Origin of the sequence: Marinobacterium mangrovicola, from assembly GCF_004339595.1 — a bacterium.
GTDB classification, from domain to species: Bacteria; Pseudomonadota; Gammaproteobacteria; order Pseudomonadales; family Balneatricaceae; genus Marinobacterium_D; species Marinobacterium_D mangrovicola.
Genome location: NZ_SMFU01000008.1, coordinates 915,018 through 922,765, shown reverse-complemented (window position 1 = coordinate 922,765; position 7,748 = coordinate 915,018). Strand labels below are relative to the sequence as shown.

5 protein-coding genes and 6 tRNA genes are annotated in these 7,748 nt (G+C 55.7%); 1 reads left to right on the top strand and 10 read right to left on the bottom strand.

The window, feature by feature from the left end:
* Positions 1-138: 138 nt before the first annotated feature.
* The 7 genes from CLV83_RS12410 to CLV83_RS12380 form a co-directional block, all read right to left on the bottom strand.
* Positions 139-1,329, bottom strand: a complete 1,191-nt coding sequence (locus CLV83_RS12410; RefSeq protein WP_132292606.1) for an MFS transporter — start codon at positions 1,327-1,329, stop codon at positions 139-141.
* A gap of 634 nt (positions 1,330-1,963) precedes the next feature.
* Positions 1,964-2,039: transfer RNA gene (locus CLV83_RS12405), tRNA-Gly, on the bottom strand.
* 33 nt (positions 2,040-2,072) lie between these two features.
* Positions 2,073-2,148, bottom strand: a tRNA-Glu gene (locus CLV83_RS12400).
* Between the two features lie 45 nt (positions 2,149-2,193).
* A tRNA-Gly gene (locus CLV83_RS12395) sits at positions 2,194-2,269 on the bottom strand.
* A 2-nt stretch (positions 2,270-2,271) separates the two neighbouring features.
* A tRNA-Glu gene (locus CLV83_RS12390) sits at positions 2,272-2,347 on the bottom strand.
* Positions 2,348-3,314: 967 nt separating this feature from the next.
* Positions 3,315-3,390 (bottom strand) — tRNA-Gly (locus tag CLV83_RS12385).
* 31 nt (positions 3,391-3,421) lie between these two features.
* Positions 3,422-3,497, bottom strand: a tRNA-Glu gene (locus CLV83_RS12380).
* A gap of 135 nt (positions 3,498-3,632) precedes the next feature.
* Between CLV83_RS12380 and CLV83_RS12375 the strand changes: the two genes are divergently transcribed.
* On the top strand, positions 3,633-4,388 hold the full coding sequence (locus CLV83_RS12375) for a hypothetical protein (protein WP_132292603.1): 756 nt from the start codon (positions 3,633-3,635) through the stop codon (positions 4,386-4,388).
* 72 nt (positions 4,389-4,460) lie between these two features.
* Here the strand turns inward: CLV83_RS12375 and CLV83_RS12370 are convergent, their stop codons facing one another.
* The 3 genes from CLV83_RS12370 to CLV83_RS12360 form a co-directional block, all read right to left on the bottom strand.
* Positions 4,461-5,525, bottom strand: coding sequence for a PilT/PilU family type 4a pilus ATPase (locus CLV83_RS12370; protein WP_132292600.1), 1,065 nt, complete (start codon positions 5,523-5,525; stop codon positions 4,461-4,463).
* A gap of 359 nt (positions 5,526-5,884) precedes the next feature.
* A complete protein-coding gene (locus CLV83_RS12365) occupies positions 5,885-6,751 on the bottom strand; it encodes a pirin family protein (RefSeq protein WP_132292597.1) in 867 nt (288 codons plus the stop codon).
* Positions 6,744-7,733, bottom strand: coding sequence for a glutathione S-transferase family protein (locus CLV83_RS12360; RefSeq protein WP_132292594.1), 990 nt, complete (start codon positions 7,731-7,733; stop codon positions 6,744-6,746). Before CLV83_RS12360 ends, CLV83_RS12365 begins: the two co-directional genes overlap by 8 nt.
* Positions 7,734-7,748: the final 15 nt, after the last annotated feature.

Here is a 7,748-nt window from a genome sequence, read left to right as displayed (position 1 = left end):
CGGCCGCACGGGTGCTCAATAGCGAAGCGTACCAGCCCGCGACATCGCCGAACACCTGCTGCCTAATGCCGCGCTAAGCGATTTGCGACACCCTCGTTATGGCAGGGATTTTTCATTCGGTCACCAAGCCCTGATAAATCAGTTCGCTTCGGCCTGGGCTTTAGTCGCTGTGCGTACCGATACCAGAATGGCAAGACAACCCACTGCGGCCATCACACCATAGGCACTGATAACCTGAACCAGGCTGTAACTTTCCGAAAACTGCCCGGCGACCAACGTCGGTATGGCCGCACCTGTGTAGGAGGTTGCATAGATAAGCCCCAGCACATTAGCCCGCTCTTCCAGGGTTACCTGGGAAACGATCGAATTGATACTGCTGCTCAGCACCGCCCCCTGAGCGATACCGGCACAGACACTGGCGATCAGGAAAGGCACCAGCAGGCCGTTATTCAGCGTGTAAACCAGCGCGCCTATCGACAGTACGAAGCTCACCATGCCGATGCGCTGCGCATTGGCAACGGAAACCCTTCCCGCCAGCGAGGCACCTATCGGACTGGGCGCCATGATCGAAGCAAACACCAGGGCGGCGGCTAGCGCACTGGACGAATGCAACTGTTCCATCGCCATGGCCGGACCAAAGGCCTGAAAAAAGCCACCCAGCGCCCAAGTCGGAACAAAAACGAACACAGCGACCCGAAACGCGCGCCGCGCCGAAGGTGGCAATCCAAGCTGAGGCTTCAGGGATGACAGCACGCCCGGCTTTCGCGTTACGGTCTCCATACTGTTGAAACATAACAGCAGACAGATCGCCAAAACCGCCAGAATCACCACATAGGGGAGCACTCGCGGCTCAGTGCCAAAGTCGACCAACGCCCCTGATGCCAGGCCACCCAGCGTCAAGCCACTCATGGGACCACAGCTAAGTACGGCCGGAGCAAGCCAGGCCGGCTTTTCCGGCTGGGTATCTACAACCCAGGCAGCCAGCGCCGTCGAAGCCAGGCCACAGGACACACCCTGAAGAAAGCGCCCGATCAACAGCGGCAGTGCACTATGCACATTGAGAAACGAGATGGCGGCAATGGCCATCAGCAATAGCGTCAAAAATGCGGAAACCCTGCGGCCAAAATGGTTGGATAGACGCCCAAAAAACAGCAGAGACGAAACCGCACCCACAAAATAAACCACCGCACTCAGCGACAGATCGGTGTAAGTCAAACCATCAGCCGTCCGATATAGCCCGTAGAGCGGGATCGGCGTGGCCGACGCTGCATAAGTCGCGATCAGCGACACACTGGCCGTGGCAAACGCCCCTTTTCTACCAAAACGCATCAATTTAATGCCCTCTTAATATCTGAACCTGATAGCCATAAGCCAACGAGCAGTGCCGAGGATGCCCCCCCCCTGAGTACCGACAGACAAACCCGAAGATTCGGGCAGCGACAACTTATATAAAGGAAGACCGGTATAAAGGAAGACCGGCAGAACGCCGACAAGCAATACCAGGCTTGAAACACGAAATAGTATGACGGAGCAGGCATCAATTGATAACGCCCCTGACTTCGCAACGAGTCATGAGCCGCATTCATAAACGACAGGGATAAACGGCAGTCACGAGCACCAGCCAACAGCTCAGCAGCACCCTGCCGGCCCAGCCGCGAATAGCCAATACAAGGAAACAATGATTGATCAGGCGCGCGCGGCAACCAGGAACAGCCGGAAGTCTGATCAAATTAGATCATCTATTAAGAACATTAGGGAGACAGAGAAATAAAAAGCCGGTTTCGCTCCAGCTACGGAGTCGAAAACAGAATTACATAAGGAGGGGAAAACCTAGAGCGGGAAACGTGACTGAACTGGCCGGCATTCCGGCGGCCGGCGCTCCGGTCGCGGACCCGACAAATAAAAAGTTGGGGTCGCCCCTGCTACGGAGTCATAAACAAGAAAACACTTGGAGAAGAAAATTTGGAGCGGGAAACGAGACTCGAACTCGCGACCCCGACCTTGGCAAGGTCGTGCTCTACCAACTGAGCTATTCCCGCTTTTTCTCTACCCCATCGACGGAGAAGAGAGAGTGGCGTCCCATAGGGGGTTCGAACCCCTGTTACCGCCGTGAAAGGGCGGTGTCCTAGGCCACTAGACGAATGGGACGCAGCCTTGGAAAGGCATAAACAGTCAAAACTTCCAGATCAAATCTGGAGCGGGAAACGAGACTCGAACTCGCGACCCCGACCTTGGCAAGGTCGTGCTCTACCAACTGAGCTATTCCCGCATTGGCGTCCCATAGGGGGTTCGAACCCCTGTTACCGCCGTGAAAGGGCGGTGTCCTAGGCCACTAGACGAATGGGACGTGACCGTTACGCTTTCGCGTTCCTCGTTGAGGAGGCGCAAATAATACGTAGGGCCTTACCCCGCGTCAACACCTGTTTGTAACTTTTTTCGTATAAATCTCATCGACGCTGCTATTGCTAACTTCTTGATCTAAATCCGAATAAAATTTAACCAGAACCCAGCCGAACAGGCTTAAAACTGCTCAAAACCCGACCAAAAACCGAATCACTCGGAGAGCCAACCGGCTGAAACAGCGCTAACGAAACACTGAAAAGTTTGAAAAAAGTTTCAGAATAGACAGAAAGCGCCCTCCTCTACTTCCGGCAATGCCGACAGATCACCAGCAAATAAGGCTGCCGCACCAAACCAGGGGTCCTCAGCTCCCAGGAACCTGACGAAACTCCTTACCGCAGCCGTCATCGGAAGATTGGCGACAGCAAGGATCTTTAGAACTAAACCGAGACAAAACCAAAAACGACAGTCTTGAGATAGGTAGTGAAAAGACGGGAAAACAGATATGAACCGCTGACAGGAATTCTAGAGACTCCCCCTTCAGCCATGACCACCACAAACAACAGGCAGACCAGGACGTAAAGCAGCCTGAGTAGGAATAAAAGAAAAGAGATCCGGGCGTAAGATTAACCTGATCGGCCGGCACTGCGATCGCGAGACCGACAAATAAGTAGCGGGGTCGCTCCAGTACGGAGTCGAAAACATAATTATAGGAGGAAGGAAAATCTGAAGCAGGAAACGCGACTCATCCGGCCGGCGTTCCGGTGGCCGGCACTCCGGTCGAGAGCCCGACAGATAAAAAGCGGGGGCGCCCCGGCTACGGAGCCAGAAATAAAAATCACGTGGAGAAGAAAATCTGGAGCGGGAAACGTGACTGAACCGGCCGGCGCTCCGGTCGCGGACCCGACAAATAAAAAGTTGGGGTCGCCCCGACTACGGAGTCATGAACAAGAAAACACTTGGAGAAGAAAATCTGGAGCGGGAAACGAGACTCGAACTCGCGACCCCGACCTTGGCAAGGTCGTGCTCTACCAACTGAGCTATTCCCGCTTTTTCTCGACTCTACAGATAGAGAAGAGATTGGCGTCCCATAGGGGGTTCGAACCCCTGTTACCGCCGTGAAAGGGCGGTGTCCTAGGCCACTAGACGAATGGGACGCTTAGGACGCTTCCCACATCAGTGGGAGCGGCGTGAATATTAATGAGACGGAGGGGGTCGGTCAAGGGTTTTTTACGCCTTTTTGCTATAGAATCAACTGCTTCAGCGAATCAGGAAAATCCATAGGGGATAGCATGAGCCCGACACAGATAGGCATACTGATTCTCGGCGGCATCCTCGTGCTGGCCGTGACCGCCTATATCGTGCAGACCATCGAAACACAGCGCCGGGAAAAACGTATGCGTCTGCTGGCCCTGCGCGACCAGATCCGCCGCGCCGACCACCTGCTATCCAACCTGCCCCCTTTCTACATATCCCCGGATATTCGTTCGATTCTGATCAAGTATATGGACCTGCGCTGGCACCAGATGATCGAACTGGAGCGCAACCCGAGCTATCAGCAGGAACTGGAGAAGCTCGCGCAAAGAGCCTCCGAGCCTTTTGACCCCGGCAACTACCCTGCCGGCTCACTGACTCACTCGCCGGACCGAAATACCGCCCGCAGTACCCGCGCCCTGCTGCGCGAGCTGGCCCAGTTTCTGACCGACCTGCAGAAACAGAACCTGTTCGGCAAGAACGCCCTCCAGGCGATGCTCAGACATATCAAGCAGAGCTATACCCGTCTCACCATTGAGCTTGAGATCATGGATGCTCAGCAGACCGAGGAGGTAGCCGGCCCGCAGGTCGCCCTGCACACCTACCGCAGCGCTTTGACCCGGCTGCAGAACTTCAACGACGCCTATCAGATCGACGTACAGGTCTTCGCGCTGTCGCGAAAGCTGGAAGAGTGCCAGAAGATCGCCGACGAACAGCGCGCCAGGGAGGAAGAGGAGTTAAGGCAACGCGATGCGGCTGAACGAGCCAGGGAAGAGCGCGAACGTTACCGCTAAAACCAACAAGGCCCGAGCTCTTATACAACTCGGGCCTTTCGATGAAGCACTGAAGACTCTTTAATCGACCAATCAGGCGCCGAGCAACTTCATCTTCAACGTCACGTTATTGCGGGAATCAGCGTTGTGCAGCACCTCCTCCTCTGAAATCTTGCCGGCACTGAAAAGTTCCAGCAGATTTTCATCGAAGGTGTGGGTATGGGTATCGCTGCTCTGTTCCATCGACTCGCGGATCTCCTTGAAATCCCCCCGCCCAATAAGCTCAGACACGTAAGGTGTATTGATAAGCACCTCGGTCGCCGGAAGAAAGTGCTTGTTCACATCACGGATCAGACGCTGAGAGACGATGGCTTTCAGGTTCTGCGACAGATCCTGGCTGATTTTTTTCAACTCGGTTTCAAGGAAAAAGTTGGTGATATGCTCGATCGCCTGCACCGCGTTATTGGCGTGCAGCGTCGACAAACAGAGGTGACCGGTTTCCGAGTAGCGGATCGCCTGTTCCATGGTCTGACGATCACGAATCTCGCCGATCAGAATCACGTCCGGCGCCTCACGCAACCCGTTCATCAGCGCATTTTCATAGCTGTGCGTATCCACACCCACCTCGCGCTGGTTGATCAACGAACGCTTGTTGGTGTGCATGAATTCGATGGGGTCTTCCACCGTCAGGATATGCCCGGTGGCGCGCTGGTTTCGGTATTCGATCATTGACGCCAGCGAGGTGGATTTACCGGCACCAGTGGCGCCCACGATCAACACCAGTCCGCTGCGCAGCATCACCAGATCCTGCAGGGATTCCGGCAGGTTGAGCTCCTGGAGGGATGGAATTTTGTTACGGACGTAGCGGATAACCAGCGCCACATCGCCACGCTGGCGGTAAACATTGACGCGGAAGCGACCTATACCTTCGGGGTTATGGGAGAAGTTCATCTCCATATCATCAGCGAAGATCTGGCGCTGCTTCTCCGTCATCAGGGATTCGGCCAGCTCTTCGGTAACCCCGGCCTCCAGCGGTTTATCGCCTATCGGTCTGAGCACGCCCTCGATCTTGATCTGGACCGGTGACTCAGTGCTGAAAAAAAGGTCCGACGCCTGTTTCTCAACCATTAGGCGAAGATACTTGTTCAGATCGAGCATTAACCCCTCCTGGAACGCGTCGTGACGCTTTTTATCGATTATTGCTGCTGGTTATCCCACAGGGAACGTTTCACATCAAGCGCGTGATCACAGGATTGGGTGGAAAAGACCACAATAATGACAACCATCACCAACACAATAAGCTTACCCATCAGCGCTCCCCTGCTCTATTAAGATTAGCCCCATAAAGATTAGCCTCGCCGATATTAGTCAAAACAATATTAGCGAAGCCAGCATCCATGCACCAAGAAAAGGATCAGTATAGAGAGAAAGGGCGCACAAACATTGATCTGTGCGCCCTGTTTATCTGGCTGGACGGCCAGAAGGCAGGAGTGGAGGGTCAGGTGACCCCGGCTAGCTTAGTTGCCGGTAAGGGTACCGGCGCGATAGTCCTGAATCGCCTGTTCAATCTCAGCCTGGGTATTCATCACGAAAGGTCCGTACTGAGCCACCGGCTCACCGATCGGACGGGCAGCAACCAGCAGGAAGCGCGCGCCCTGCTCGCCGGCGCTCAGGCTGACGCTATCGCCCTCACCCAGCTCTGTGGCGGCGTTAGGCGCCAGTGTTTCAGCACCGAGTGACGCCCGCCCCTCGAACAGGTAGATAAACCCGGCCAGCTCCGCCGGCACTGGCAGTTCAATCTTGCCGTTGGCGCCAAGACTGATATCAACAAACAGCGGCTGGCGACTGATGCCACGCACCGGGCCTTCCAGTGTCTGACCACCAAACTCCAGGCCTCCCGCCACCAGACGAATCCGGTTCCCCTGTCCATCTTCCGCCTCGGGCACCTCTTCGGGCTCGATATTCTGATAGGCGGCAGGCTTCATTTTTTCTTCCGCCGGCAGGTTTACCCAGAGCTGAAAACCGCGCATCAGCCCCTCTTCCTGCTGCGGCATCTCTTCATGGATCACACCGCGACCGGCGGTCATCCACTGCACACCGCCGGACCTGAGCAGCCCTTCATTACCCAGATGATCGCGATGCAGCATGCGACCATCAAGCATATAGGTCACCGTTTCAAAACCGCGGTGGGGATGCGCCGGGAAGCCGGCGATATAGTCATCCGCCTTGTCCGAGGAGAAGTTATCCAGCATCAGAAAGGGATCGATCCTCAGATTCTGGCGCTGGCCGATGCTGCGCTTGAGGCGCACACCGGCGCCATCGGAGCTGTCCATACCGCGAATAACACGGTTCATGGGTCGGCTATGAGTAATGCGATTAGTCATGATCCAGCACCTCCCGATGATGGGGCGCCTCCAGGTCGAATTCGGGCCCTACGGGGATGATGCCCGTCGGGTTGATGCCTGGATGGCTGCGATAATAGTGGTTACGAATATGCTCGAAATTGGTCGTCGAGCGGAACGCCGGTCGCTGATACAGATCGCGCAGATAATTGGACAGCGCGGGATAATCAGCGATTCTGCGTTTGTCACACTTAAAGTGGCTGACATACACCGGGTCGAAACGCACCAGTGTGGTGTACAGGCGGATATCCGCCTCGGTCAGCTGACCGCCCACCAGAAATCGCTGTTTTGACAGGTAGTCATCCAGCAGGTCCAGGGTCTCAAACAATGCAGTCACTGCCTCGTCGTAGGCACCCTGAGAGGTCGCAAAGCCCGCCTTGTAGACGCCGTTATTAACGCGGTCATAGATCAAGGCGTTCCAGCGATCAATCTCTTCACGAAGTTCCACGGGGTAGTAGTCGCCCGCTTCTGCACCCTCGGCATCGAAGGCGCTGTTGAACATACGGATGATCTCGGCGGACTCATTGCTGACGATCCGTTCCTGCTGTTTATCCCAGACTACCGGCACGGTGACCCGGCCACTGGTATCGGGTTTGCTGCGCGTGTAAATCTGATGCATGAATTGGCTGCCGTAGAGGCTGTCGCCTGTGGCACCGGGGAAATCGGTATCAAAGGTCCAGCCATTTTCCAGCATCAGCGGATGCACCGCGTCCACGCCGATCATCTCATCCAGCCCCTTGAGCGCCCGCATAATCAGTGTGCGGTGCGCCCAGGGGCAGGCCAGTGAAACATACAGATGGTAACGGCCAGGCTCAGCGGCATAGCCGCCCTCACCCGAAGGACCCGCCTCGCCGCCGGGAGTAATCCAGTTGCGAAATTTCGCGGTATCGCGTTCGAAGCGCCCGCCGCTTGACTCGGTGTCATACCACTTGTCTTGCCAACGTCCTTCTACCAGCAGTCCCATGATTACCTCCCAAAT